Source organism: Superficieibacter electus, assembly GCF_002915575.1.
Lineage (GTDB): Bacteria > Pseudomonadota > Gammaproteobacteria > Enterobacterales > Enterobacteriaceae > Superficieibacter > Superficieibacter electus.
Genome location: NZ_PQGD01000016.1, coordinates 100,862 through 124,702 on the forward strand (window position 1 = coordinate 100,862; position 23,841 = coordinate 124,702).

Here is a 23,841-nt window from a genome sequence, read left to right on the forward strand (position 1 = left end):
TGCTTTATTGCTGATGATCATGCTGGTCATTATTAAATGTTGATCCAGGAGCGAAAGACATGCCGAACAAGGAAAAATTTTTTGTCGCTGTTACCGGTTGCCCAACCGGTATTGCCCATACGTTTATGGCCGAGGCTGCATTAAAAAAGGCTGCACAACAAGCAGGAGTGGGCATCCGCGTTGAAACAAACGGTGCCGCAGGTATCGAAAATACGTTGACGGACGAGGAAATTGCCCGTGCCGATGCAGTGATCATTGCCTCAGATAAAGCCGTTGAGATGGCGCGTTTTCATGGTAAACCGCTGGTCCGGGCTTCGGTAGGGCATGGTGTGAAAAAAGCGAACGAACTGGTAGCGCGGGCAATAAGCGGTAACGAAGCCGTTTACCATCATGAAGGTAGCATCGGGAGCGCAGAGACCAACACCGTCAAAAGTGAAGAAGAGAGTCTGGGACGCCTGCTGTATAAAGCACTGATGAATGGCGTTTCTAACATGCTGCCGTTTGTGGTGGCCGGTGGGGTACTGATTGCAGTGTCATTCTTCTGGGGCATCTACTCTTTCGACCCCACCAATGCCCAATATAATCCTTTCGCCGCCAGTATTTTTAACCTCGGTAAACTGTCTTTCTCAATGATGGTACCGGTGTTTACCGCCTTTATCGCGTATTCCATCTCGAACCGTCCGGGCTTCGTCGCCGGTTTTGTTGGTGGTCTGATTGCAGCGAATGTTGGCGCAGGCTTCCTGGGGGGGATCATTGCCGGTTTCGCCGCCGGTTATTTTATGAAGTGGGTCCTGCACGTTACCCGCTCCTTTCCCCGCTCGCTGGAAGGGTTCAAATCTATTTTTCTGTTACCCCTGGTCGGCGTACTGGTTATCGGTCTGGTGATGACGCATATGGGTGATTCTATTGCGGCAATCAACAAAGGCATGATGGCCTGGGTCGCCGGACTGGAGCACGCCAACCCGTTGATACTCGGGATCGTAGTGGGCTGCATGAGCGCCTTTGACCTCGGCGGGCCGGTTAATAAAGCGGCCTATGTTACGGGCACCATGCTGCTGGCCGAACAGGGGAATGCGCTGTTTATGGCTGGCGTAATGACCGCCAGTATGGTGCCACCACTGGTGATTGCTTTCGCCACCGTCATGTTTAAGAAGTATTTCGAGAAAGAAGAGCAGGCAGCGGGGCTGGTGAACTTTATTCTGAGCGCGACCTTTATTGCCGAAGGGGCCATTCCCTTTGCGGCGAAAGATCCGCTGCGCGTGATCCCGATTCTGATGCTCAGTTCTTCCATCGGCGCGACCCTGACGTACTGGTTCCACGTCGCGGTTCCGGCTCCTCATGGCGGCCTGATTATTCTGCCGTTAGTCACCCACGGCATGTTGTGGATCGCCTCCATTGTCTGCGGAGGGCTGGTCGGTGGTGTTATCTACGGTTTCTATCGCAAGCGCAAATATCTGGCTCAGGCAGCCTCCAACGCCGCACCGCTGAATAATTCCTTAGCGTAAGTCATTAGCAGGCCTGGGCGTTCGGGCCTGCTTTAGTCATGAATTAAAGGACATTATCATGATAAATAAAGATATTTTAATTATTAACCCGATGGGGCTGCACAGCCGTCCCTGTGCCATGCTGGCAAAGATGGCGAAAAAATATGACTGCCAAATCCGGCTGTCTTATCAGGGTAAAAATGCCGATGGCAGAAGCATGCTCGCGCTGATGAAACTTGGCGTGATCCACGGCAGCACCATCACACTGCAATGTGAAGGGGCACAGGAGCAAGAAGCCAGCGCCGCTCTGGGAGCGTTTTTGGCAACGCTGGTTGAAGAGTGACCGTTACGCGTAAAAAGTTCCCTGAGAGTACATCACAAAAATAAAAAACCCTGCTGGTGAGGCAGGGTTTTTTATTTTTCGCCCTCAGACCACGGTTGGCGGCCAGAGCGGCGATGCGCGACAATACAAACTCAGCAATTCAAGTTTAACCCTTTTTTACTACTGTTGCAAAGCAATACCCATGCTCTTTATAATGTCAAATACTGAGTTTATCGTGCTCCAGGCCAGACCGATTTCAAGTCCTGGTTGCCAGACGGGTGGTGCCGCAGGCAGTGCCCCGGTCTGGAGCGCGACAATACAAACTCAGTAATTGTAAACCTGCACCGACAGGCAGTGTAAGGGTAAAGTGCAAGGGTTGCGCTCCTTTAATAAGGAGAGCGGATGGACACGCTGACGCAAAAGCTGATTGTGCTCATCGCCGTACTGGAGTTGTTACTGGCTCTGTTACGGCTGATTGATCTGCTGAAATAATTCTCAGATTGAAACGCACCAAAGGGGGAAACCATTCCCCCTTTAATAAATGCGACTGTACTGACGATCTTCTGCCTGAAGCTTACCCGGCCAGCGCATCGACAATTTCAACACCGCAACTGGTGCCGATACGCTCCACGCCAGCGTCAATCAGCTCCTGCGCAAATTTCAAATCGCGGATGCCGCCGGAAGCCTTCACTTTAATCTGATCTTTAACGATGCTTTTCATCAGCTTAACGTCTGCCAGCGTCGCGCCACCGGTGCCAAAGCCGGTAGAGGTTTTGATAAAATCAGGACGTACTTCGAGCGCGATTTCGCACAGTTTCACTTTCTCTTCATCCGTCAGATAGCAGTTTTCAAAGATAACTTTCGATGTCACCTGATGCTTTTTGCAAATGCCGACGATGGTTTCCATCTCTTGTTTGATATAGGCGTAATTTTTGTTTTTTAGTTCGCCAATATTAATCACATAGTCAATTTCACCAGAACCATTAGCGATAGCATCTTCTGTTTCAAACACCTTGGTTTCAATGGTGTTTTGCCCCAGCGGGAAACCTATAGCCGCGCCAGCCAGCACATCACTTCCTTCGAGATATTTCAGGCAGGTTTTTACCACGGCTGGATTAATGGCCACCATTTTAAAACCGTACTGTTTGCTCGTTTCGCACAGCGTTTTGAAATCCTGCTCGCTGGCGAAAGGCTTGAGCAGCGTCTGGTCGATCATCTTTGCCAGTGACTGTTTAGTTAAGTTCATTTCTCTCTCCCGGAATGTTGTTTAGCAGCCTTGCTATCGGGCTGACAGAGGATAAATCACTGCTCTATATTATCGTTTATTGTTAAACAGTAAACAATAACAGCAAGCTCATGTGATAAAGATCATAAAACAACAACAAATAACAAATCGAAAAACAGTCAATAAAAAACCTGAACTGCCGGGAGACAGTTCAGGTTCAGGTACGAAGGAAAAGAAGGTTAGCCAGCGACAGCGATACGTTTCATGTCGGTCATATAACCACGCAGCTTTTTACCTACTTCTTCAATCGCGTGACTACGCACAGCTTCATTGACGTCACGCAACTGGGCATTATCAACCGCAGTACCCTCGGTGGCTTTACCCAAATCGCCCGCTTGCAGCGTAGTCATGAACTCTTTCAACAGCGGTACGCAGGCGTAAGAGAACAGGTAGTTACCGTATTCGGCGGTATCAGAGATCACCACGTTCATTTCATACAGACGCTTACGGGCGATGGTGTTCGCAATCAGCGGCAGTTCATGCAGTGATTCATAGTAAGCAGACTCTTCAATGATGCCGGAATCAACCATGGTTTCGAACGCCAGCTCAACACCCGCTTTCACCATCGCGATCATCAGTACGCCTTTATCGAAGTACTCCTGCTCGCTGATTTTGCCTTCATACTGCGGCGCAGTTTCAAACGCGGTTTTACCGGTCTCTTCACGCCAGGTCAGCAGTTTCTTATCATCGTTGGCCCAGTCCGCCATCATACCGGAGGAGAACTCACCGGAGATGATATCGTCCATGTGCTTCTGGAACAGCGGGGCCATAATCTCTTTCAGCTGTTCGGACAGCGCATAAGCGCGGACTTTTGCCGGGTTGGACAGGCGATCCATCATCAGGGTAATACCGCCCTGTTTCAGCGCTTCGGTAATGGTTTCCCAGCCGAACTGGATCAGTTTTTCTGCATAAGCCGGGTCGGTGCCTTCTTCCACCAGCTTGTCGAAGCACAGCAGAGAGCCCGCCTGCAACATGCCGCACAGGATAGTCTGCTCGCCCATCAGGTCGGATTTTACTTCCGCCACGAAGGAGGATTCCAGCACGCCAGCACGGTGACCGCCAGTGGCTGCGGCCCAGGCTTTGGCAATCGCCATGCCTTCGCCTTTTGGATCGTTTTCCGGGTGCACGGCAATCAGCGTCGGCACGCCGAAGCCGCGTTTGTACTCTTCACGCACTTCGGTACCCGGGCATTTCGGCGCAACCATTACGACGGTGATGTCTTTACGGATCTGCTCGCCGACTTCCACGATGTTAAAGCCATGGGAATAGCCCAGCGCCGCGCCGTCTTTCATCATCGGCTGAACGGTACGTACCACGTCGGAGTGCTGTTTGTCCGGCGTCAGGTTAACGACCAGATCCGCCTGTGGGATCAGCTCTTCGTAAGTACCGACTTTGAAGCCGTTTTCAGTCGCTTTACGCCAGGACGCGCGCTTTTCAGCAATCGCTTCTTTACGCAGGGCGTAGGAGATATCCAGACCGGAGTCACGCATGTTCAGGCCCTGGTTCAGACCCTGCGCGCCACAACCGACGATGACCACTTTTTTACCCTGAAGGTAGCTTGCGCCGTCGGCGAATTCATCGCGCCCCATAAAGCGGCATTTGCCCAGCTGCGCCAGCTGCTGGCGCAGGTTCAGTGTATTAAAGTAGTTAGCCATGGTGATGTACTCCGTGATGTTGTGTTGTCGTTACTCTATGGATTTCGAGTTGCAGGAAGGCGGCAAGGCAGTGAATCCCCAGGAGCTTACTCAAGTAAGTGACTGGGGTGAGCTGACGCAGCCAACGCATCTACAACTTGAAAGACGACGAGTATATTGTGCAGTTCGCTTTTGCGATAATGAACTTACTATATGACAGGAAATTTATTGCGGAAATTGATATATTCACAACGTCATATTGCAATTTCTGCAATATAAACCGGGGAGAGCGGCCAGTGGATTTACGCGATCTAAAAACCTTTTTGCATCTGGCAGATAGCCGTCATTTTGGCCGCAGTGCCCGGGCGATGCATGTCAGCCCATCCACGCTCTCCCGCCAAATCCAGCGGCTGGAAGAGGATTTAGGCCAGCCGCTATTTATACGTGATAACCGAACGGTAACGCTGACCGAAGCGGGTGAGGAGCTGCGTGTGTTTGCCCAACAGACACTGTTACAGTATCAACAACTGCGGCATACCATGGACCAAAAAGGGCCGTCGCTTTCCGGCGAGCTACGTTTGTTCTGCTCCGTCACCGCCGCCTACAGCCATCTGCCGCCGATCCTCGACCGCTTTCGTGCCGAACATCCTTCCGTTGAGATCAAGCTCACCACCGGCGATGCCGCTGATGCAATGGAGAAAGTCGTCACCGGCGAGGCGGATCTGGCTATCGCCGGGAAACCGGAGACCTTGCCCGGCGCGGTCGCCTTTGCCATTCTGGAAAATCTGGCGGTCGTGCTGATCGCTCCCGCCCTGCCCTGTCCGGTACGTAATCAGGTGTCGGTAGATAATCCTGACTGGTCAGCGGTGCCGTTTATTATGGCCGATCAGGGGCCGGTGCGCAGGCGCATTGAACTGTGGTTCCGCCGTCATAAAATCAGTAATCCTTCAATCTATGCGACCGTAGGCGGGCATGAAGCGATGGTGTCGATGGTCGCGCTCGGCTGCGGGGTGGCATTACTACCAGAAGTGGTACTGGAAAACAGCCCGGAACCGGTGCGTAATCGGGTGATGATTTTAGAACGCAACGACGAAGAATCGCCGTTTGAACTGGGCGTTTGCGTACAGAAAAAAAGGCTGCATGAACCGCTGATTGAGGCGTTCTGGAAAATTGTTCAGGGTTGATGAGGAAACAAAATGCGAACAAAAACAATGCTGTTATCCGTGCTGGTCGCGATGTGTTTCAGCGTACAGGCCAAACCGAAAGGCATTACCGTTCAGGATGTAAAGCATCTGGCGCTGAGGCAATGCCTGGTAGATAACTATCGCGACCTTACCCCGACAGATACACTCGCTGCGCCTTCTCGTGATGCCTCATTTATGGTGGAAAGCTATGCCCTCGCCAATGCAGGCGTCTGGGATGCATTTGTGAAGTTCGTCGCTAAAGAGACGAAGGATTATGACAAGCTGACGATGTCGCTGCATCCCGACCATGCCGCAACCGCTAATAATGTGCTGGCACAGTGTATGGCGTTTTATGAATCAGATAAGCTGGATAGCTATGTGCGCAAGACGGTGATGAAGTAAGGGGACCCCGTATCATGTCTAAAAAAACAAAAACAACCATCCAAACAAGACCGCCTGATGTAGCAGGCAGGTACATTATTGCAGAGGTTGAATTTGATAGCGCAAAACGACAATCCTTACCGTGCGCGGGCTATCGCCCCGATATTGTTATCCCGTCCATTTCTGATGCTTACTGGGGGATAACCTTTATCGAAGCCGAAATTGAGTGTTTTGATTTCCCTTTTATGGCTAAAATCGTTTTCACTTTTAATGATGAATATTATTCTAAAGTTGCACAAAACCAGATTTTTCATATTATGGAAGGGCCACACGAGGTGGGAAGAGGAAAATTCTTAACTATTTTCTAATGAGAATTTCATAGGCCAGGAAAGAACATCAACCTTTATACTGGTGAGTTCTTTCAGGTTGATAGTCAGTCTTATTTCTGCGTGCTCGTTAATAGCCGTTAACATATTATCTTTAATCATAAGTTTGGTAATTGGATTCGTATCGGTAAAAAAGAATCCCCAGAGAAAATGACCGTTAGCATCAACACAAACCAGCGCCCCCTCATTCCCCATACCACCATCGCCACCGTAAATTTTTCCACCGTTATAGTCAATGGTGGCCCAGCGATCCATCGTAACCCAACAATCGGGATCGTCATTCTCAATGCTGTTAAGCGTTGTGTCGCCTGTCGGAGAACACGCTATTTTCACCGTTTTTGTTTGCGGATCGTAAACCCGATGCCAGTTTAACAACGTAACCTTGCCGTCGGAAAAAATCAGACAGTTAATACCGGGTAGTGCCTCTTTTTCTTTCCAGCGTTTCAGCATAACTTCCAGTCCCTGATGGTTTCTACTCATTATAATATTAACGTTCATCCAGGCAAGAGCATTTTTTCACCTTTTGAATCAGCTATCGGTTCACGAATTTTTATAATAATATGATCCAGGACAGAGATTAAAGCCGCTCACTATAAATACAATATAATTTAAAGTAGGCATTCGCCCGCAATGCAATAATCTGGAAGTAGAACGCAACGTTTCAAGAAACAGGAGGTAATAGATGTTAAGCCATGATGACATTATTATAATAAAGACCAGACTTACCGTGCTACTTAACGAAATTTTCCCTGATGATGAACAGGCATACTGGAAAACTCTCCTTGATTCTGTGTCACTCTCCGTTTTCCTCAGTCAGTTAATTTCTCTTTTTGCAGTGGAAAAACGTTATTTACCTTGTCAGGCGGAAAAGGATTTACTTGAAGCAGCACGTTGTTGTCAGCAGGAGAATGCGTGTCATAAAATCACCGCAGAATATCGTCTGACAAATAGCGTGCGAAAACCCTGCCCGTACCCACCAATGGATTTATGCACAGCAGGATATGCGCTGTTACAGACATTCGGTACCCAGGAAGAACGTGCTATTCCTTTCGAAGAATATGATATCATCGCCACCATTGACGAAGTTAACGACGTGGCTGAACTTGATTTTCTCCCCAAAATACCGGAAGGCGTGAGCTGGATGGAGATGAGTCAGGGAGGCCCTGGCATGACAATATTTCTGACACTATCCCACCACCAGCTGATTAGTTACCACTTTTACCGTTAACGCCTTTATTTATAAGTGTTGCATAAAATTCTATGTGAGCTTCTGTTAATGGATAAAAGCCATCAGAGAGTTCGTAGGTTCTGGTTGGCCAATAACATTCCTGACCTTCAAATGTTTCGCCCATGGATGCCGGGTCACACTCTTTATAATATTTCTCTATAGTATAAAAGATATCTTCGTCTGAGCTAACTTTATCTTCCTGAACACTATCAAACATTACTTTATCAACAACGGAAAAAAACAAATTATTAAAACAGATAAATTGATTCACTGTACTATTACAAAACATAAGGCTAACGTCTGAATCTTTGTCACTCGCAAGATATAGCCAATAAACTCGCCCTGTCACCTCATCAAGAATAAAATACCCGCCAATTTCATGACCAAACACTATATAATTACGATTATTGAAATTAAATATAAATAATTGATCAATGTAAAAAATAAGAGCATTATTTTTATAACCAACTAATAATTCAAGTTTACTGTTTAATTCATTAAGCGCATAAGTTTCTTTTAGTTGTTCCCTGTCAATGGGCTTAAACAATAATTTAACCTCATCATTGAAAGGTATCATTGTTAATCCCATTGATTGAACTCCCTTATATTGATAATAATCTGGGCGGATAACCATGAATAATATTCACAAATCCGCCGGATCCACCTGCTTCATTGTCTCCACCGTCATCAACCACTGATATAACGGCTCCAGTTGCTGAAAGCCTTGCGTCAGCGTGTCGACCAAATCCGCGCTGAATAATTTTCCCACCTCGTTATCCGTTACCATTACGGCAAAGGTTTTACGGTGATACCAGTCGGAAATCATTGGATCGAGATCTTTGACCAGCAGCCGCTTATAGCTTTCTCCCACCAGCTCAAACGGCGGGCGGCAGCGTTCGGCCACTTCCAGGAACTGCGCCGGGCGCTGCTTTAGCGTATGGCGAAACAGATCCATCGTCGGCTTGCTGGCACTGTAATAGCCAAGACCGTAGCGTAGAGTGTCGGGGCTGATTTCAAAGAAATACACCGGTGCGTCGGTCCAGTTTTTCGCCGAACGTTTAAACGTCAGCCACATTCGGCTGCGGTAGCGGGTTTTATCGTGCGAGAAGCGCGTATCGCGGTGAATACGCGACAGGGTTTTACCGATAGCAGGACGGGTTTCCAGAAGTGAATCAATCTCCAGCATCGTGGGCGCGAGATCTTCCACCAGCGCGCGAAACGGCGTGAGCAGGCTGCGATCATAGATAAAACGATGCTCATCGAACCATGCTTTGTCGTTTTCAATACGAACCTGCTGGAGGAAATCGAGTCCTTCTTGTGCGAATCCCTGAAAGCGGCTGGTCATGCGGTTATCCTGTTCCGTTGTTTCTACTCATACCCGTTTGGGTATAAGCGATTGACAAACTCAAGACCAAAAGCATCCGCTTTTACGGTGGCTTGCGCAAGTTTCCCTTAAAAGAAAACGGGAAATAAATCTATTCCCCGTTGTTGTGATGATGTTTTGGACCCGTTGTCGCGTATCAGGCTCCTTCAACCGGGAGAGGAGGCGCGGAGGGCTGTCTTTTCTTACTTAGCGTCAGCAAGCCCAAAAGCACCATAGCGGCGACGGCCGATGAAATGATAAAGAAAATGGAATGATAACCTACTTTATCAAACAGTCTGCCAATGGGTAAAGAGAGCAAAATAATGCCAAGCGATCCGGCGATATTGAACCCGACTAAATATATGGTCGAGGAAAGACGTTTATCAAAGTTAGCAATGCTGAATTTAAACACAGATAGCACAAACAGCGGGACCTCAATCGCATGCAGCATCTTAATAAATGAAATCACGTAGACATCGGTAAACAATGCTGAACCCAGAATACGGCAGGTCATGATAACACCCCCGAGAATCAATGAATATTTCGGGCCAATACGATTAATCAGGAAAGGCACTAACGCCATGCCAGCCCCCTCCAGAATCACCTGAAATGAATTCAGATAACCGTAAACGCGCGATCCCACATCCGGGTTGTCAAATAGACCGGCATAAAAAACAGGAAACATTTGTTGATCGTAAATGTTGTAGAAAGACCATGTACCCACCACGAACAATACGAATAACCAGAACTGTTTGTCTTTGAAAATCGTCATAAAGTCATGAAAATTTACGTCGTTGCTTTGCTGCGTGGTAGCCGACGATGTTGATGACGGAGATATAATGTTAATTAGCAAAAAGCATAGTCCCAGCGCTGAGACGCACCAGAAATTAATGTGTGGGTTAATGCTGAAGAAAATGCCGCCGACAAACGTCCCTACAGCATAACCTACGCTACCCCAGAGTCGGGCGGTGCCGAATTCAAATGAGAACATTCGACTCAGCTTCTCGACAAAACTTTCGATCAGCCCACATCCGGCAAGAAAGCCAAGGCCAAAGAAGATTGCTCCGAGAAACATTCCTGCCATAAAGTGAGTACTGAGCAGTGGCTCGTAGATATAAATCAGAAATGGACCGCTTAAGATCAGTATTATCCCCATCAACCAAATGAGTCGTTTTTTCACCCCCAGTTTATCCTGAAGGATGCCATAACCAATCATGAAAATCATACTGAAAAACTGGTTTACCGAATAAAGTAAACCGAGCTCTTCACCTGTAAGCCCTATTTTGGTTTTTAACCATATGGCGTAAAATGACCACCATAATGACCATGCTCCAAAGAAAAAGAGTAAATACCCTGAAGCACAGCAATAGTTTTTATTACTGAACAGCATATTTATTTTCATTTTTTATCCTGCCATAAGGATACGATCACGTTTGTGATTTTTTACTATAACGCTTCTGGATAATACCCGCTTATTACAGGTGACTGCCGGGTATGCATCCATCCCTTTTTTGATTGTCTTCAACGGTAAATTATCGAATCTCAAAAATGCATTATCCTTTGCTATTGGCCTCCAGTGCAAAATGGAACACAATAAGGGGTAATCATTCAACTACCCCATTTTAATCATGACGCTAATTGCCACGCACAGCATTTATTTACCACCGCCCGGCCATGGTGGCAGAACAGTGAAAGCTGACGATCGTTTTCTTCCGGATAAATACGGCTACTTAACGTATATTCACCCACATTAATAAAAAGCTCTAATGAGGACTTATCAATAAAGAGGCGCAGGCTCAGGCATTCACCGTCTGGAAGAGGGACACTGCGATCGCCACTCAAATTCAGTGCAGGATAATTGCGCTCAAGTACGATCCGACGCGCCTGATTATCTATAAAAATACGTGCGCCAGTCCCAAGGCTGATGCCATATCGCTCAGCTGTACTACGGGAAACGTCCCATTCAAGCAAGACTTCCAGCGCCTGAGCATCCTCCATTAGCGGCACGTTTTGCTGACAAAACTCGCCTGGGTGCCACTGATGATGTTCCTTGCGCAATGTTTCTATTTCTTTAACGGGCATCTGGCTAACCTTACCCGTTGCAGAGATCGTCAATTCGCGTGGGAGAGTGAGCATACCAGCCCAGCCATCCGCTTTTTCCGGCATCGGGGATTCCCACATGGCCAGCCAACCCATGATCACCCGGCGACCATCGGGGGTTGTGAAACTTTGCGGCGCGTAGAAGTCATGACCATGATCAAGCTCGTGGAAAGCCTGCTGCGCAGTGAACGGTGTCCCCGGCTGCCATTCTCCTACCACGCAGCCACTTTGAAAAAGGTTACGATAATGATAGCCGTCTGTGTTTATCCCCTGCGGAGAAAACATTAATACCTGCTTATCACCAAGCCGGAAAAGATCCGGGCATTCCCACATATAGCCATCACAGATATCTGTACCTTGAATGGCGCTTTCATATTGCCATTGGCGTAAGTCATCTGAGCGGTAGATATGGATCTCACCGGCATCATTGACTTTGATGCCTACCACCATGTACCAGACATCACCTTCACGCCATACCTTAGGATCGCGAAAATGGTGCACTCCTGCTGGCGTATCGAGCACCTGCCCTTCCTTGCGGAAAGTCAGGCCATCCTGGCTGGTCGCCAGGCACTGAACCTGGTAAAGATTTTCATCAACCGGCCGCCCATCAAATTTGTGCCCGGTATAGATCAAAGACAGCGTTTCCCCGGCCACAACTGCTGAACCAGAAAAACAGCCGTCTTTATCTTGCGGATCTGATGGTGCCAACGCCACAGGTAGATGCTCCCAGCGAATCATATCGCGGCTTCGTGCGTGGCCCCAATGCATCGGTCCCCATTCCGCCGCATAAGGGTAGTGCTGGTAAAAGGCATGAAAATAGCCGTTAAACCACGTAAGTCCGTTGGGATCGTTCATCCAGCCGACTGGAGGCGCTAAATGGAAACGTGGGTACCAGCGCTGGTCCACATCCGGCTGATTTTCCGCGATAAAATGATTTGCTGCTGCCAGTAATTCGTCCATATCTGCCCGCTGACAAAATAGGAAAGAGTAATTTTGAAAAAAGATAACGTTAACATTCGGAATGATCACGCGAGGATTGCCGTACTTGCGATGTTAATCACAAAAGTTAACGTTAACATTAAGGTATTGTTACCGCCTTCGCATTTTGACTTCCGGACGATGTCTGGCTGCAATTTATAAGGATCGGCACGTAAATGGCGTCATTAAAAGACGTGGCAAAACTCGCAAATGTTTCTCTGATGACGGTATCTCGCGCCCTTAACGAGCCGGCTCGCCTGAAGAAAGAGACGTATGACACCGTCATGAGCGCAGTGAAGCAGCTTAACTATGTCTCGGATATATCAGCCCGCAAAATTCGGGGCGCTAAATCCACGCCGAATACCATTGGAGTGCTGGCGCTGGATACGATGACGACACCTTTTTCTGTCGAGATCACGCTGTCCATTGAAGAAACGGCACGCGCACATGGATGGAACAGTTTTCTGGTGAATATGTTCTCAAATGATAACCCGGACGACATTGTTGATTTGCTGATGTCTCACCGCCCCAATGGTATTATTTACACCACAATGGGATTGCGTCAGGTGCCCGTTCCCAAAAAACTCAGCACGCTCCCGTGTGTACTGGCCAATTGTGAAAGTCTGACGGATAAGCTCGCCAGCTATATTCCCGATGATGAACATGGACAATATGCCGGGGTAACAGCGCTATTTCAGGCGGGTTATAAAAAGCTATTGTGTATCCATCTGCCCCACACGCTGGTTGCCAGTCAGCGACGGCGGGCGGGCATTGAACGCGCCTGTCTGGAAGCGGGTATCGATCCGTCTACCCTTACCCATCATTACCTTCCGGAAGGCGACCAGCATTATCTCAATGCTGCTGACATCGTTAACCAGCACCTGACGGCGTCGCACCATTTTGACGCCATTGTTTGTGGTAACGATCGGGTGGCGTTTGTCGTTTATCAGGCGTTGTTAACGCGAGGGCTGAAGATCCCTGAGGATATTGCGGTGCTGGGATATGACAATATGGTTGGAACCGGCGAGCTTTTTATACCGCCTCTTTCAACCATCCAGTTGCCACATTATGAAATTGGCCGACTTAGCGCCTTGCATATTATTAATGGGGAAACGCATCAGGAGACGGTATTTGTAGCGAGTCCATTGCTGCGCCGCCAATCAATATAATCTCCCCTCCTGATAGCGGAGGGGAGAATGTTACTATGCCAGGAAGAACCGAAACGCCGGGTTATTGGTTTCATCATGACACTCATAGCCCAGCTCTTTGAGCCGCGTTTCGAAATCCGGCTCATGTTCGCCCAGCTCAAACGCCGCCAGTACGCGCCCGTAGTCGGTGCCGTGGCTGCGGTAGTGGAACAACGAAATGTTCCAGTGCGTGCCCAGCGTATGCAGAAACTTCAGTAATGCACCGGGAGATTCCGGGAACTCGAAGCTGAACAGCCGCTCCTGGAGCGGTTTTGACGGGCGACCGCCGACCATATAACGCACGTGCAGCTTCGCCATCTCATCATCAGAGAGATCGACCACACCGTAGCCGCCTTCATCAAGCAGTTGCAAGATCTCCTGACGCTCCTCCAGCCCCCGGCTTAAGCGTACACCAACGAAAATACAGGCGTCCTTTGCATCGGCGAAGCGGTAGTTAAACTCAGTAACTGAGCGGCCGCCGAGCAGCTGGCAGAACTTCAGGAAACTGCCTTTTTCTTCCGGGATGGTTACCGCCAGCAGTGCTTCGCGCTGCTCGCCCAGTTCGCAGCGTTCGGAAACGTAGCGCAAACCATGGAAGTTAACATTCGCGCCGGAAAGCACATGCGCCAGCCGTTCGCCGCGAATGTTATGCTGCGCGATATATTTTTTCATGCCCGCCAGCGCCAGCGCGCCGGACGGCTCCGCCACCGCGCGTACGTCTTCGAACAAATCTTTCATCGCTGCACAAATGGCGTCGCTATCGACGGTGATAATATCGTCCAGATATTCCTGGCACAGGCGGAAGGTTTCATCGCCGATGCGCTTCACCGCCACGCCTTCAGCAAACAGCCCGACGCGCGGGAGATCGACCGGATGGCCGGCGTCCAGTGCGGCTTTCAGGCAAGCGGAATCTGCCGCTTCCACCGCGATAACTTTGATTTGCGGCATCAGCTGTTTGATCAGTACCGCTACGCCTGCCGCCAGGCCGCCACCGCCGACCGGGACAAATACCCTGTCGAGATGCGCATCCTGCTGAAGCAGCTCCAGCGCCAGCGTGCCCTGACCGGCAATCACCATCGGGTGATCGAACGGCGGCACCCAGGTAAAGCCCTGCTGTTGCGACAGCGCAATCGCTTTGGCCTTGGCTTCATCGAAGTTCGCTCCGTGCAGCAGCACTTCACCGCCAAAACTGCGCACCGCGTCCACTTTAATATCGGCGGTGGCGGTTGGCATTACGATCAGCGCTTTCAGCCCTAAACGGGCAGCGGAAAACGCGACGCCCTGCGCGTGGTTACCCGCCGAGGCGGTAATGACGCCACGTGCTTTTTGCTCTTCACTCAGGCCGGACATCATGGCGTAGGCCCCACGCAGCTTAAAGCTGTGCACCGGCTGGCGATCCTCGCGCTTCACCAGAATCACGTTATCGAGGCGCGCGGAGAGTTTTTCCATTTTTTGCAGCGGCGTCACCTGCACTGCTTCGTAGACCGGCGCGCGAAGTACCGCTCTGAGATACTCCGCCCCTTCAGGGGCGGCAGAAAGAGGCTGTGAGTCGGCCATCGTTAGCCTCCCAGTTTGGATTTATCGCGAACTGCGCCTTTATCCGCACTGGTCGCGAGGCTGGCGTAGGCACGCAGCGCGAAGGACACCTGGCGTTCGCGCGCTTTCGGCGTCCAGGCGGCTGCGCCACGCGCGTCCTGCGCTTCACGACGCGCGGCGATTTCCTGATCGCTTAACTGCAGCTGGATGCCGCGATTCGGGATATCAATGGCGATCATGTCGCCATCTTCAATCAGCGCGATATTGCCGCCGCTGGCGGCTTCCGGCGAAACGTGGCCAATTGAAAGGCCGGAGGTGCCGCCGGAGAAACGTCCGTCGGTGATCAACGCGCAGGCTTTGCCAAGACCCATTGATTTCAGGAAGGTGGTTGGGTAAAGCATTTCCTGCATTCCCGGTCCGCCTTTCGGCCCTTCGTAGCGGATCACTACCACGTCACCCGCGACAACTTTGCCGCCGAGAATAGCTTCTACTGCGTCGTCCTGGCTTTCATAGACTTTCGCCGGGCCGGTAAATTTCAGGATGCTGTCATCAACGCCTGCGGTTTTTACAATGCAGCCGTTTTCTGCAAAGTTGCCGTACAGCACTGCCAGACCGCCATCCTGGCTGTAAGCATGTTCCAGAGAGCGGATACAGCCTTCAGCGCGGTCGTCATCCAGCGAATCCCAGCGACAGTCTTGTGAGAACGCTTTGGTGGTACGAATACCTGCCGGTCCGGCACGGTACATATTTTTGACCGCCTCATCCTGGGTGATGACCACATCATATTGCTCAATGGTTTGCGGCAGCGTGAGGCCAAGAATATTTTTTACGTCTCGGTTCAGCAGCCCGGCGCGATCCAGCTCGCCGAGAATGCCGATAACGCCGCCCGCGCGGTGGACGTCTTCCATGTGGTATTTCTGCGTGCTTGGCGCGACTTTACACAGCTGGGGAACCTTGCGGGAGAGCTTATCGATATCGCTCATGGTGAAGTCAATTTCCGCTTCCTGCGCCGCGGCCAGCAAATGCAGCACGGTATTCGTTGAACCGCCCATCGCGATGTCCAGCGTCATCGCATTCTCAAACGCAGCTTTACTGGCGATATTGCGCGGCAGCGCGCTGGCATCTTCCTGCTCGTAATAGCGTTTCGTCAGCTCAACAATGCGTTTGCCGGCATTAAGAAACAACTGTTTACGATCGGCATGGGTTGCCAGCAGCGAACCGTTGCCCGGCTGAGAAAGCCCCAGAGCTTCGGTGAGGCAGTTCATCGAGTTGGCGGTGAACATGCCGGAGCAGGAGCCGCAGGTCGGGCAGGCCGAGCGTTCCACCTGCTCGCTTTGATCGTCAGACACTTTTGGATCGGCACCCTGAATCATGGCATCAACCAAATCGAGCTTGATGATCTTATCGGAGAGTTTGGTCTTACCGGCTTCCATTGGACCACCGGAAACGAAGATCACCGGAATGTTCAGGCGCAGCGAGGCCATCAGCATTCCCGGGGTGATTTTATCGCAGTTGGAAATACACACCATCGCATCTGCGCAGTGGGCATTGACCATGTATTCCACAGAGTCGGCGATCAGTTCGCGCGATGGCAGTGAATAAAGCATGCCCCCGTGGCCCATCGCGATACCGTCATCTACCGCAATGGTATTAAATTCTTTCGCCACGCCGCCTGACGCTTCGATTTGTTCAGCCACCAGTTTGCCCAGATCGCGCAGGTGCACGTGCCCCGGCACAAACTGGGTGAAGGAGTTGACGACGGCGATAATCGGCTTGCCGAAATCGGAGTCAGTCATCCCGGTGGCGCGCCACAGCGCACGTGCTCCGGCCATGTTACGGCCGTGGGTGGTAGTGGCGGAACGATATTTAGGCATGCTTTAGTTACTCCCAGTGTCTGTCTGTTAAACGGGACGGTGCGTGCCGTCCCGTTTTTTTAATTAGTTATTAACCTGATCCAACCAGCCCCATTTATCTTCGGTTTCACCGGTGAAGAGGCCAAAGAATGCTTGCTGAATACGTTTGGTGACCGGGCCACAGCGGCCTTCACCAACCTGAATACCGTCAACACTGCGTACCGGCGTGATTTCAGCGGCGGTGCCGGACATGAAGACTTCATCGGCCAGATACAGTGACTCACGGGACAGCACTTGTTCGCGAACCTCAATACCCAGCTCTTTCGCCAGTTTGATAATCGCATCACGAGTAATGCCCGGCAGCGCGGAAGAGGTAAACGGCGGTGTAAACAACACGCCATCTTTTACTTCAAACAGGTTTTCGCCCGCGCCTTCGGAAATATACCCGTTCACGTCCAGCGCGATGCCTTCCTGATAGCCGTGACGACGCGCTTCGCTACCCACCAGTAGTGAGGAGAGATAGTTACCACCTGCTTTAGCTGCGGTCGGGATGGTATTCGGCGCGGCGCGGTTCCAGGAAGAGACCATCGCATCAATGCCCTGATCCAGCGCATCCGCGCCCAGGTAAGCGCCCCACGGGAATGCGGCGATGATCACGTCAGTGGTATAGCCTTCCGGCGGGTTCACACCCATACCGACGTCACCAACAAAGACCAGCGGACGAATATAGGCGCTGGTCAGGTTGTTTTTACGGATAACGTCACGGCAGGCTTCCATCAGCTCATCAACGCTCTGGGAAACCGGAAAACGATAAATTTTGGCTGAATCACGCAGGCGCTGCATGTGCTCGCGATGGCGGAACACCACTGGCCCTTTGTGTGAATCGTAGCAACGGATACCTTCAAAGACTGAAGTACCGTAGTGGAGCGCGTGAGACATCACGTGAACTTTCGCGTCTTCCCAACGAATCATCTCGCCATTGGACCAAATGTAATCAGCTTTTTTCGTCGTCATTTTTCTTCCTTTTGCGCTCAGGCGCGGATCTGTTGTGATGTAGTTGTTCGTTGCTGTATCTCGACACGAGCGACGTCGACCAGTTTACTCAACTGACTAAACAGTAATTCGACGGGCCGGGGGCTGGCAACGGTCAATTCAATATTTATGTTCTGTGCATCGGTAGCGGTTTCCATATTCATGGCGCAAATCTGAAAGCCACGATGGCGAACCACACGTAAGACACGTTCTAACGTTTCCGGGTTAAAGCGGGCCGCGACATTGACCTGATGTTGCATCATGATAATTTCTCCAGCATTTGTGCGTTACTGGCACCGGGCGGTACCAGAGGCCAGACGTTTTCAAGTTCGTCGATTGAGACATGAAGCAGGTATGGCCCCTCGCTGTTCAGCATGGCATCGAGAGCCGCTTCAACCTGATCTTTTCGGGTGATGTGCTGACCTGGGATGCCAAAGGCGCTGGCCAGCATGAGGAAATCGGGATTATCGGTCAGAGTAGTTTCGCTATAACGTTCCTGAAAAAACAACTGCTGCCATTGTCGAACCATGCCTAACCGCTGATTGTCGAGTAAGACGATTTTCAACGGCAACTGCCTGCGTTTTACGGTGCCCAGTTCCTGTACATTCATCATGAAGGAACCGTCACCGGAGATACAGATAACCGTATCATTCGGGCGAGCAACCTGCGCGCCAACCGCTGCGGGCAAACCAAAACCCATGGTGCCTAAGCCGCTGGAGGTAATGAAATTTTCCGGGCGGGTGTAAGTCATATGCTGGGCTGACCACATCTGGTGCTGGCCGACATCAGTCGTCACCACGCTGTCTGCGGGTTTGCGCTCTGAGAGCTGCTTTAACAGCAAAGGGGCGTAGATCGCCTCACCGGGATGATCGTAACGCCACGCGTGTTCACGGCGTAAATCCGCACTGTACTGACGCCAGTTTGCAATGGCTAACGGCTGTTGCAGCGCAGGCAGCAGCGCGTTCAGATCGCCCTGTAAGGCGACATGTGCCTGGCGCAGCTTGTTCATTTCCGCCGGGTCGATGTCCATATGAATCACTTTGGCGTACGGGGCGAAGGTATTCAGCTTGCCAGTAACGCGATCGTCAAAACGTGCACCAACGGCAATCAGCAAATCGCATTCCTGTACCGCAAAGTTGGCCGCTTTGGTGCCGTGCATCCCCAGCATGCCAAGGTAGTACGGATCGTTAGCGTCTACCGCGCCCAGCCCTTTCAGCGTGCAGGTGGAGGGTATTTGGGTAACGGCGATAAACTCACGCAGCGCCGGCACCGCCTGGGCCATACCGACACCACCGCCCACATAGAGCATCGGTTTCTGCGCCTGCGCCAGCATCTGACGCGCTTGCTCCATTTCGGTATGAGGGAAAGCATCGTCGTTTTCGACGGTCGAAAAGTGAGGTTCCAGATCGCCCACGGCTAATTGGATATCTTTAGGAATGTCCACCAATACCGGTCCAGGACGGCCTGAGTTTGCCACCTGAAAAGCTTCCGCCATCACGCGTGGCAGTTCTTCCAGCGACTGCACCAGAAAGCTGTGCTTGGTGCAGGCGAGTGACAAACCGAGGACGTCCACTTCCTGAAAGGCATCGGTCCCAATGAACGGCGCGGCCACCTGGCCAGTAATAGCGACAACCGGTACGGAATCTAACAGCGCATCTGCGAGGCCGGTGATGAGATTCGTTGCCCCCGGACCAGAAGTGGCGATACAGACGCCGGTTTTGCCTGTAGAGCGGGCATAGCCAATGGCGGCCATCGCTGCGCCTTGTTCATGGCGACATAACAAGTGTTCCAGGCCACCGTCATACAGCGCATCGTAAACTGGCATGATTGCACCGCCAGGGTAACCAAAAACGGTATTAACCCCCTGCGCCCGCAACGCATGTACCACCCATTGTGCTCCATTCATAGTTACATCCCCGCCGTAATTCTGGAGAAACAGAATTTTATGCTGATATTCATTTTCTGCTCCTCATTGCTATTTTTAAGGTCAAAAAAAACCCCCGGACCTTTCGGTGCGGGGGTCTTAGTTCGTTAAGGCTTGATTTTTAAGCCTTTCCTCGTCCAAGTGCAGCCCCGCACGGTGGGATAATAATCACCACCACGCTAATCACGACCAGGCTAATCACTCGTAGAAGGGCTGTCATTTTCTTAACTTTCTGGCTTCTTGTTCGAAGGAATACCTAAAGAGTTATCACAGTTTGTGTGATAAACACAATATTTTTTTATGACCCAGTTTCTGAGCCAGCCAACGATTTAGCAAAATATTGTTGTTTTTTATAAGAAAAAGATTAAATGAAAATATTTCACCTTTTCCGCTTAAAAAGCCGTTTTCGCGTGTTTGCAAAGATGATCCAGAAAAATTTGCAATGTTACATCCCGGCATAAAAAGACAGGAAACCACTTCGCAAATCGATAAACCGCGCATTAACAGCATGTCGACAGGAGGCTAATCTCTCTTACCAGGAGGGTCTATGTCGCTATCAATTGTCTTCACACGCGCTGCACTCGGCGTTTGTGCACCGCTTATTACCGTAGAAGTCCATATCAGTAACGGGCTGCCAGGGTTAACGATGGTCGGCCTTCCCGAGACCACGGTCAAAGAGGCGCGGGATCGTGTTCGTAGCGCAATTATAAACAGCGGTTATACCTTTCCGGCGAAAAAGATCACCATTAATCTTGCGCCAGCCGATCTCCCTAAGGAGGGCGGTCGATACGACTTACCTATTGCTATCGCGCTTCTGACCGCCTCTGAGCAACTTAATGCCCCCCGGCTGGGGCAATATGAGTTTGTGGGTGAACTGGCGCTTACAGGCGCATTACGCGGGGTTCCCGGCGCGATATCCAGCGCCATGGAGGCCTTAAAAGCAGGACGGCAGGTCATTGTCTCACAGGAGAATGCCGCAGAGGTCGCGCTGATCGGCGGGGAAGATTGCTTCATCGCTGCACATCTTCAGGAGGTATGCGCTTTTCTTGAAGGCAAGCATGCATTGCCATTTCCGCCAGCCGGAGAGATGGCTCAGCCAGCCCTGGCGCAGGATATTGCCGATGTCATTGGACAGGAGCAGGGAAAGCGCGCGTTAGAGATCACCGCCGCCGGAGGACATAATCTGCTGTTTATCGGGCCGCCGGGCACCGGAAAAACCATGCTGGCCAGCCGGCTAAATGGACTATTACCACCGCTGAGTAATCAGGAGGCGCTGGAAAGCGCGGCTATATTGAGTCTGGTTAATGCCGGTAGCATTCATAAACAGTGGCGTTGTCGACCATTTCGCTCACCGCATCATAGCGCCTCGTTGACGGCGATGGTAGGCGGAGGGGCGATTCCTGCACCGGGAGAAATTTCACTGGCACATAACGGCATCCTGTTCCTTGATGAGCTGCCCGAATTTGAACGGCGTGTCCTGGATGCCTTACGTGAGCCTATTGAATCCGGCAAGATTCATATTTCGCGCACCCGGGCAAAAATCAGTTATCCGGCACGTTTTCAATTGATCGCTGCCATGAATCCCAGCCCAACCGGCCATTATCAGGGTAAACATAACCGCTGCTCACCAGAGCAGACGCTGCGCTACCTGGGACGTTTATCCGGCCCTTTCCTCGACCGGTTTGATTTGTCGCTGGAGATCCCGCTTCCGCCTCCGGGTTTGCTTAGTCAGCCGTTAAAACGTGGTGAGAGTAGTGAAACGGTCAGACAGCGCGTTATTGAGGCACATGAGCGTCAATACGCCAGGCAGAATACCCTCAATGCCCGGCTGGAAAGCAGCGGGTTACGTGAACATTGTCGGTTAAGCGATGATGATGCGCTCTGGCTGGAGCAAACCCTGACGCAGCTTGGACTCTCTATACGCGCCTGGCAGCGTTTATTGAAAGTTGCCCGGACGATTGCTGACATTGAACACTGCGAGCGCCTTGAACGTCGGCATTTGCAGGAAGCGCTGGGCTATCGGGCAATCGACAGGCTGCTGATTCATCTGCAAAAAATGATGATGTAAAAAAGGGGCTTGCGCCCCTTAGTACTTAGTCTTCTGATTCGGTGTAGTCTTCCGCACCTTCCATCTGCGGCTTGCCGCCGGAAAGGGTATGGAAGCGTTTAGGACGCTTGATTCGCGTCATGTATTTAGACCATACGCGCTCTGCTTCGGTGACCGGCTCGCGCTGACCGCGGCATACCGCGACAAATTGAACTTCTTCTTCGGTTGCAGGCTCACGTTTACCCAGGTCCAGCTCGTTAAAGGCATAACCATGACGCTCAAGCAGTTGCGCCTCTTTGATGGTGAAATCACCATGCCGAGAGAAACCACGTGGGTAGTATTTATTGTCGAAATATCGATTAGTCGTCGTAAAGCTTTCCGCCATCCTACACGCTCCTAATTCTTCTGGCCGAGCTATTTATGGCGCGGAGTATTAGTTACGCTTGACAGAGTGTAAAACAAAACATTTAAATCATAACGACAAAAAATTTTGCGGAGAAAGATGTGGATACGGAATTGCTTAAAACTTTCCTTGAAGTGAGCAGAACACGCCACTTTGGGCGTGCCGCTGAAGCGCTATACCTGACGCAGTCTGCAGTCAGTTTTCGTATTCGCCAGCTTGAAAATCAGCTCGGGGTAAATCTTTTTACCCGCCATCGAAACAACATCCGCCTGACGGCTGCGGGTGAAAAACTTTTGCCGTATGCAGAGACATTAATGAGCACCTGGCAAGCTGCACGTAAGGAGGTAGCAAACACATCGCGCCACAATGAGTTTTCTATCGGTGCCAGCGCTTCGCTATGGGAATGTCTGCTCACAGACTGGTTAAGCCGATTGTATCAGGCGCATGACGGTTTACAGTTTGAGGCAAGAATCGCCCAGCGACAGTCGCTGGTGAAACAACTCCATGAGCGGCAGCTGGATTTGCTGATCACCACTGAAGCACCAAAGATGGACGAGTTCAGCAGCCAACTGCTGGGCCATTTTACGATGGCACTATTTTGTACATCGGCATCAAGCCTGAAGGCAGAGCTTAACTATTTACGCCTGGAATGGGGCGCTGATTTTCAGCAATATGAGCAGGGACTGATTGCCAGTGATGATATTCCCCTTCTGACCACCAGTTCTGCTGAGTTGGCTTATCAGCAACTTGCTGCGCTCAGGGGATGTACCTGGCTACCCGTAAGCTGGGCGAAAGAAAAAGGCGGATTGCATACGGTGACAGACAGCATGACGTTAACACGACCGTTATATGCTATCTGGTTGCAGAATAGCGATAAGCAATCGCAGATCCGTGAGATCCTTAAAGCAGATACTATCGCCTGATTTTCCCGCCGGCAGGCGGGATCGCTAAAAACAAAGCAGAATACTTCGCCGAATTTTAGGCAAAAAAAATCCTTTGCCGAAGCAAAGGATAATTTTCTGGCAGGGGCGGAGAGACTCGAACTCCCAACACCCGGTTTTGGAGACCGGTGCTCTACCAATTGAACTACGCCCCTAATTAGGGTGGCGGAACGGACGGGACTCGAACCCGCGACCCCCTGCGTGACAGGCAGGTATTCTAACCGACTGAACTACCGCTCCACCGAATTTCGTCACACTACACCGGCCTGTTGCTCCGGTTTACTGCTAATTTGATGCCTGGCAGTTCCCTACTCTCGCATGGGGAGACCCCACACTACCATCGGCGCTACGGCGTTTCACTTCTGAGTTCGGCATGGGGTCAGGTGGGACCACCGCGCTACGGCCGCCAGGCAAATTCTGTTATCAACACGTCCTCTGACCTGTCGATATAATCTGTATCAGGCTGAAAATCTTTCTCTCAAATCCGCCAAAACACCTTCGGCGTTGTAAGGTTAAGCCTCACGGTTCATTAGTACCGGTTAGCTCAACGCATCGCTGCGCTTACACACCCGG

Annotated in this window: 23 protein-coding genes, 2 tRNA genes and 1 rRNA gene; 9 read left to right on the forward strand and 17 right to left on the reverse strand. The window is 50.9% G+C overall.

Annotated elements, in window-relative coordinates; genetic code table 11:
• Positions 1 to 59: 59 nt before the first annotated feature.
• Both CHU32_RS19245 and CHU32_RS19250 read left to right on the forward strand, forming a co-directional pair.
• Complete coding sequence (locus CHU32_RS19245; RefSeq protein ID WP_103677608.1) at positions 60 to 1,505, forward strand: PTS fructose transporter subunit IIC; 1,446 nt, start codon at positions 60 to 62, stop codon at positions 1,503 to 1,505.
• 58 nt (positions 1,506 to 1,563) lie between these two features.
• Positions 1,564 to 1,827 carry an HPr family phosphocarrier protein gene (locus CHU32_RS19250; protein ID WP_103677609.1) on the forward strand — a complete coding sequence of 88 codons (264 nt, stop codon included), beginning with the start codon at positions 1,564 to 1,566 and terminating at the stop codon, positions 1,825 to 1,827.
• 553 nt (positions 1,828 to 2,380) lie between these two features.
• Here CHU32_RS19250 and deoC read toward each other — a convergent pair.
• Both deoC and ilvC read right to left on the reverse strand, forming a co-directional pair.
• On the reverse strand, positions 2,381 to 3,052 hold the full coding sequence (deoC, locus tag CHU32_RS19255) for a deoxyribose-phosphate aldolase (RefSeq protein ID WP_103677610.1): 672 nt from the start codon (positions 3,050 to 3,052) through the stop codon (positions 2,381 to 2,383).
• 218 nt (positions 3,053 to 3,270) lie between these two features.
• On the reverse strand, positions 3,271 to 4,746 hold the full coding sequence (ilvC, locus tag CHU32_RS19260; protein WP_103677611.1) for a ketol-acid reductoisomerase: 1,476 nt from the start codon (positions 4,744 to 4,746) through the stop codon (positions 3,271 to 3,273).
• Positions 4,747 to 5,021: 275 nt separating this feature from the next.
• Between ilvC and ilvY the strand changes: the two genes are divergently transcribed.
• Genes ilvY through CHU32_RS19280 form a run of 3 tightly spaced genes read left to right on the forward strand, consistent with a single transcriptional unit; the run spans position 5,022 to position 6,658 of the window.
• The gene (ilvY, locus tag CHU32_RS19270) at positions 5,022 to 5,909 is read left to right on the forward strand and encodes an HTH-type transcriptional activator IlvY (RefSeq protein ID WP_103677612.1); all 888 of its coding nucleotides are present in this window, start codon (positions 5,022 to 5,024) and stop codon (positions 5,907 to 5,909) included.
• Positions 5,910 to 5,921: 12 nt separating this feature from the next.
• Positions 5,922 to 6,311 (forward strand): hypothetical protein, encoded by a 390-nt coding sequence (locus CHU32_RS19275; RefSeq protein WP_103677613.1) that lies wholly within the window; start codon positions 5,922 to 5,924, stop codon positions 6,309 to 6,311.
• A 14-nt stretch (positions 6,312 to 6,325) separates the two neighbouring features.
• A complete protein-coding gene (locus CHU32_RS19280) occupies positions 6,326 to 6,658 on the forward strand; it encodes a hypothetical protein (RefSeq protein ID WP_103677614.1) in 333 nt (110 codons plus the stop codon).
• Here the strand turns inward: CHU32_RS19280 and CHU32_RS19285 are convergent.
• The gene (locus CHU32_RS19285; RefSeq protein ID WP_103677615.1) at positions 6,644 to 7,126 is read right to left on the reverse strand and encodes a hypothetical protein; all 483 of its coding nucleotides are present in this window, start codon (positions 7,124 to 7,126) and stop codon (positions 6,644 to 6,646) included. The genes CHU32_RS19280 and CHU32_RS19285 overlap by 15 nt on opposite strands.
• Positions 7,127 to 7,358: 232 nt before the next feature.
• Here CHU32_RS19285 and CHU32_RS19290 point away from each other — a divergent pair, with 232 nt between their 5' ends.
• The gene (locus CHU32_RS19290) at positions 7,359 to 7,904 is read left to right on the forward strand and encodes a hypothetical protein (RefSeq protein ID WP_103677616.1); all 546 of its coding nucleotides are present in this window, start codon (positions 7,359 to 7,361) and stop codon (positions 7,902 to 7,904) included.
• Here CHU32_RS19290 and CHU32_RS19295 read toward each other — a convergent pair.
• From CHU32_RS19295 to CHU32_RS19310, 4 genes are all read right to left on the reverse strand, one after another.
• A complete protein-coding gene (locus tag CHU32_RS19295) occupies positions 7,882 to 8,493 on the reverse strand; it encodes an SUKH-4 family immunity protein (RefSeq protein ID WP_176691691.1) in 612 nt (203 codons plus the stop codon). The two genes, CHU32_RS19290 and CHU32_RS19295, sit on opposite strands and share 23 nt — an antisense overlap.
• A gap of 54 nt (positions 8,494 to 8,547) precedes the next feature.
• Positions 8,548 to 9,249: a DUF2461 domain-containing protein gene (locus CHU32_RS19300; RefSeq protein WP_103677618.1), complete on the reverse strand. Its 702-nt coding sequence runs from the start codon at positions 9,247 to 9,249 to the stop codon at positions 8,548 to 8,550.
• A 175-nt stretch (positions 9,250 to 9,424) separates the two neighbouring features.
• A complete protein-coding gene (locus tag CHU32_RS19305; protein WP_103677619.1) occupies positions 9,425 to 10,669 on the reverse strand; it encodes an oligosaccharide MFS transporter in 1,245 nt (414 codons plus the stop codon).
• A 224-nt stretch (positions 10,670 to 10,893) separates the two neighbouring features.
• Entirely contained in the window at positions 10,894 to 12,327 is a 1,434-nt protein-coding gene (locus tag CHU32_RS19310) for a glycoside hydrolase family 32 protein (RefSeq protein ID WP_103677635.1), read from the reverse strand.
• 194 nt (positions 12,328 to 12,521) lie between these two features.
• On the opposite strand from CHU32_RS19310, the gene CHU32_RS19315 reads away from it, so the two are divergent.
• Positions 12,522 to 13,514, forward strand: a complete 993-nt coding sequence (locus CHU32_RS19315) for a LacI family DNA-binding transcriptional regulator (RefSeq protein ID WP_103677620.1) — start codon at positions 12,522 to 12,524, stop codon at positions 13,512 to 13,514.
• Between the two features lie 33 nt (positions 13,515 to 13,547).
• Here CHU32_RS19315 and ilvA read toward each other — a convergent pair whose 3' ends face one another.
• The 6 genes from ilvA to ilvL form a co-directional block, all read right to left on the reverse strand.
• Positions 13,548 to 15,089: a threonine ammonia-lyase, biosynthetic gene (ilvA, locus tag CHU32_RS19320; RefSeq protein ID WP_103677621.1), complete on the reverse strand. Its 1,542-nt coding sequence runs from the start codon at positions 15,087 to 15,089 to the stop codon at positions 13,548 to 13,550.
• A gap of 2 nt (positions 15,090 to 15,091) precedes the next feature.
• Positions 15,092 to 16,942, reverse strand: coding sequence for a dihydroxy-acid dehydratase (ilvD, locus tag CHU32_RS19325; RefSeq protein WP_103677622.1), 1,851 nt, complete (start codon positions 16,940 to 16,942; stop codon positions 15,092 to 15,094).
• A gap of 63 nt (positions 16,943 to 17,005) precedes the next feature.
• A complete protein-coding gene (locus CHU32_RS19330; RefSeq protein WP_103677623.1) occupies positions 17,006 to 17,935 on the reverse strand; it encodes a branched-chain amino acid transaminase in 930 nt (309 codons plus the stop codon).
• Positions 17,936 to 17,952: 17 nt separating this feature from the next.
• On the reverse strand, positions 17,953 to 18,216 hold the full coding sequence (gene ilvM, locus CHU32_RS19335; protein WP_103677624.1) for an acetolactate synthase 2 small subunit: 264 nt from the start codon (positions 18,214 to 18,216) through the stop codon (positions 17,953 to 17,955).
• Complete coding sequence (gene ilvG / locus CHU32_RS19340) at positions 18,213 to 19,859, reverse strand: acetolactate synthase 2 catalytic subunit (protein ID WP_103677625.1); 1,647 nt, start codon at positions 19,857 to 19,859, stop codon at positions 18,213 to 18,215. The genes ilvM and ilvG overlap by 4 nt, the downstream gene beginning before the upstream one ends.
• Before the next feature lie 139 nt (positions 19,860 to 19,998).
• Positions 19,999 to 20,097 (reverse strand): ilv operon leader peptide, encoded by a 99-nt coding sequence (ilvL, locus tag CHU32_RS19345; protein ID WP_001311244.1) that lies wholly within the window; start codon positions 20,095 to 20,097, stop codon positions 19,999 to 20,001.
• 327 nt (positions 20,098 to 20,424) lie between these two features.
• On the opposite strand from ilvL, the gene CHU32_RS19355 reads away from it, so the two are divergent.
• Positions 20,425 to 21,945 carry a YifB family Mg chelatase-like AAA ATPase gene (locus tag CHU32_RS19355; protein ID WP_103677627.1) on the forward strand — a complete coding sequence of 507 codons (1,521 nt, stop codon included), beginning with the start codon at positions 20,425 to 20,427 and terminating at the stop codon, positions 21,943 to 21,945.
• 25 nt (positions 21,946 to 21,970) lie between these two features.
• Here CHU32_RS19355 and CHU32_RS19360 read toward each other — a convergent pair whose 3' ends face one another.
• The gene (locus CHU32_RS19360) at positions 21,971 to 22,309 is read right to left on the reverse strand and encodes a MaoP family protein (RefSeq protein ID WP_103677628.1); all 339 of its coding nucleotides are present in this window, start codon (positions 22,307 to 22,309) and stop codon (positions 21,971 to 21,973) included.
• Positions 22,310 to 22,428: 119 nt separating this feature from the next.
• On the opposite strand from CHU32_RS19360, the gene hdfR reads away from it, so the two are divergent.
• Positions 22,429 to 23,250, forward strand: a complete 822-nt coding sequence (gene hdfR / locus CHU32_RS19365; protein WP_103677629.1) for an HTH-type transcriptional regulator HdfR — start codon at positions 22,429 to 22,431, stop codon at positions 23,248 to 23,250.
• 97 nt (positions 23,251 to 23,347) lie between these two features.
• On the opposite strand, the gene CHU32_RS19370 is transcribed toward hdfR, so the two are convergent.
• The 3 genes from CHU32_RS19370 to rrf form a co-directional block, all read right to left on the reverse strand.
• A tRNA-Trp gene (locus tag CHU32_RS19370) sits at positions 23,348 to 23,423 on the reverse strand.
• Between the two features lie 8 nt (positions 23,424 to 23,431).
• Positions 23,432 to 23,508: transfer RNA gene (locus tag CHU32_RS19375), tRNA-Asp, on the reverse strand.
• A 55-nt stretch (positions 23,509 to 23,563) separates the two neighbouring features.
• Positions 23,564 to 23,679: ribosomal RNA gene (rrf, locus tag CHU32_RS19380) — 5S ribosomal RNA — on the reverse strand.
• Between the last annotated feature and the right edge of the window lie 162 nt (positions 23,680 to 23,841).

Excerpts from the sequence above, each read along its gene's own strand:
- CHU32_RS19245 (WP_103677608.1), top strand. The coding sequence starts at position 60 with ATGCCGAACAAGGAAAAATTTTTTGTCGCTGTTACCGGTTGCCCAACC.
- CHU32_RS19250 (WP_103677609.1), top strand. The coding sequence starts at position 1,564 with ATGATAAATAAAGATATTTTAATTATTAACCCGATGGGGCTGCACAGC.
- deoC (WP_103677610.1), bottom strand. The coding sequence starts at position 3,052 with ATGAACTTAACTAAACAGTCACTGGCAAAGATGATCGACCAGACGCTG.
- ilvC (WP_103677611.1), bottom strand. The coding sequence starts at position 4,746 with ATGGCTAACTACTTTAATACACTGAACCTGCGCCAGCAGCTGGCGCAG.
- CHU32_RS19275 (WP_103677613.1), top strand. The coding sequence starts at position 5,922 with ATGCGAACAAAAACAATGCTGTTATCCGTGCTGGTCGCGATGTGTTTC.
- CHU32_RS19280 (WP_103677614.1), top strand. The coding sequence starts at position 6,326 with ATGTCTAAAAAAACAAAAACAACCATCCAAACAAGACCGCCTGATGTA.
- CHU32_RS19285 (WP_103677615.1), bottom strand. The coding sequence starts at position 7,126 with ATGCTGAAACGCTGGAAAGAAAAAGAGGCACTACCCGGTATTAACTGT.
- CHU32_RS19290 (WP_103677616.1), top strand. The coding sequence starts at position 7,359 with ATGTTAAGCCATGATGACATTATTATAATAAAGACCAGACTTACCGTG.
- CHU32_RS19295 (WP_176691691.1), bottom strand. The coding sequence starts at position 8,493 with ATGGGATTAACAATGATACCTTTCAATGATGAGGTTAAATTATTGTTT.
- CHU32_RS19300 (WP_103677618.1), bottom strand. The coding sequence starts at position 9,249 with ATGACCAGCCGCTTTCAGGGATTCGCACAAGAAGGACTCGATTTCCTC.
- CHU32_RS19305 (WP_103677619.1), bottom strand. The coding sequence starts at position 10,669 with ATGAAAATAAATATGCTGTTCAGTAATAAAAACTATTGCTGTGCTTCA.
- CHU32_RS19310 (WP_103677635.1), bottom strand. The coding sequence starts at position 12,327 with ATGGACGAATTACTGGCAGCAGCAAATCATTTTATCGCGGAAAATCAG.
- CHU32_RS19315 (WP_103677620.1), top strand. The coding sequence starts at position 12,522 with ATGGCGTCATTAAAAGACGTGGCAAAACTCGCAAATGTTTCTCTGATG.
- ilvA (WP_103677621.1), bottom strand. The coding sequence starts at position 15,089 with ATGGCCGACTCACAGCCTCTTTCTGCCGCCCCTGAAGGGGCGGAGTAT.
- ilvD (WP_103677622.1), bottom strand. The coding sequence starts at position 16,942 with ATGCCTAAATATCGTTCCGCCACTACCACCCACGGCCGTAACATGGCC.
- CHU32_RS19330 (WP_103677623.1), bottom strand. The coding sequence starts at position 17,935 with ATGACGACGAAAAAAGCTGATTACATTTGGTCCAATGGCGAGATGATT.
- ilvM (WP_103677624.1), bottom strand. The coding sequence starts at position 18,216 with ATGATGCAACATCAGGTCAATGTCGCGGCCCGCTTTAACCCGGAAACG.
- ilvG (WP_103677625.1), bottom strand. The coding sequence starts at position 19,859 with ATGAATGGAGCACAATGGGTGGTACATGCGTTGCGGGCGCAGGGGGTT.
- ilvL (WP_001311244.1), bottom strand. The coding sequence starts at position 20,097 with ATGACAGCCCTTCTACGAGTGATTAGCCTGGTCGTGATTAGCGTGGTG.
- CHU32_RS19355 (WP_103677627.1), top strand. The coding sequence starts at position 20,425 with ATGTCGCTATCAATTGTCTTCACACGCGCTGCACTCGGCGTTTGTGCA.
- CHU32_RS19360 (WP_103677628.1), bottom strand. The coding sequence starts at position 22,309 with ATGGCGGAAAGCTTTACGACGACTAATCGATATTTCGACAATAAATAC.